Raw genomic sequence first — 1,302 nt, forward strand, 5'->3', positions numbered from 1 at the left:
AATTGAGCCATTAATGAAAAATGAGGTTCTGCATATCCGAATATTAGATGAAGCGGTTTGAAGCTACAACCGATCAATCTCATCAACGCTCAACCCCGTATATTGGGCAATATCCTTCAGGGGTAACCCTGCCGCCTTCATCTGTTTAGCAATCTGCTGTTTTTCTTGTTGTCTGCCTTCCTGAATCAAGGTTTCGGCAATACTATTCATATCCCGATAGACCTTCAGGCTATCTTGGTAACGAAATTGCTCCGCAGATGAAAAATTGGCAATCTCGGCAACCTCAAATAGCTGGGCAAATACATCCTCTTGCAACGGTTCAGGGGGTTCATTCAACTGGGCTAGGTGTTTGAGCAAAAATAACCACTTGTCAAAATGGGTTTCTAGTTGATCAACAGACTTAGTAAATTTGGGTAGTTCAACGTAGATAAATTTGAGCTTATCGTAGAACACTTCACACCGCTGATTTTTTAGCTCCACCACATGCAACAGTTCCGACTCGTGCTTGTGGTCATCAAAGAGAAAATCTAAAATGCCAACGGTATAAACTGCGGTGAGCTCATAATTCCAATATCCCTGTTGAGCCTGTTCTTGGATAGGGAAAGTAGAATAATAGACACTGCGATCGCTGAAAGCGGGACTTCGTCCATCTTTAAAGAAATTTTGCTTGGCCTTCTGCATTTCCACAATGAAGCGTTCACCGGTCTCGCTCTGACAATAAATATCAAAGATAGCTCTTCGATCTACTAAGGTGTTGCCCAAGAACTCCGGATTCTTAAAGGTGACATCCTGAATCTGATGATGGGGAGGCAACAGAGTATTCAAGAAGTCGATCAACAGTGCCTTGTTTGGCTCAGTGCCAAAGACGCGCTTAAAACCGAAATCCGTGAGCAGGTCAATGTATTTATCTGGCAACGGGAAAACCATATCAAAAGCCTCAGATACTGGGGTCAAGCAAAGCTATCAGCTATCAGCTGATGCGCTCACCCCACCGCAAACTCGGTATACTGCCTCATAATCGGTGCCTGATAGGCCAAGACAATATCCTGCTTTGGTACCCCTAGCTCAACTAACTGATCTGCGATCGCAATCTCCGATCCATCATGCTGTATCCAAATCTTGCCATCTTTAATATCCACATGTACAGAACACCCGTAAATACGTGTGGTGTTATTTTTCCAACCGGTATTAACGATCTGGTAATGATCCCGTTCTGTATCAAAAATGAGCTGGGTTTGGATGGCCAGATTCGCCGACTTAATACTGGCGCGTTTTTTAAGCAAGTCCTGAATATGCTGTCGA

2 protein-coding genes are annotated in these 1,302 nt (G+C 43.8%); both read right to left on the reverse strand.

Annotated elements, in window-relative coordinates:
• Positions 1-63: 63 nt before the first annotated feature.
• Entirely contained in the window at positions 64-927 is an 864-nt protein-coding gene (locus tag F6K38_RS42220; protein WP_044493997.1) for an Rpn family recombination-promoting nuclease/putative transposase, read from the reverse strand.
• Positions 928-983: 56 nt separating this feature from the next.
• The coding region (locus F6K38_RS42225; protein ID WP_287360836.1) for a XisI protein at positions 984-1,302 on the reverse strand (319 nt) is incomplete at its 5' end.

Source organism: Moorena sp. SIO3B2 (assembly GCF_010692525.1).
Lineage (GTDB): Bacteria > Cyanobacteriota > Cyanobacteriia > Cyanobacteriales > Coleofasciculaceae > Moorena > Moorena producens.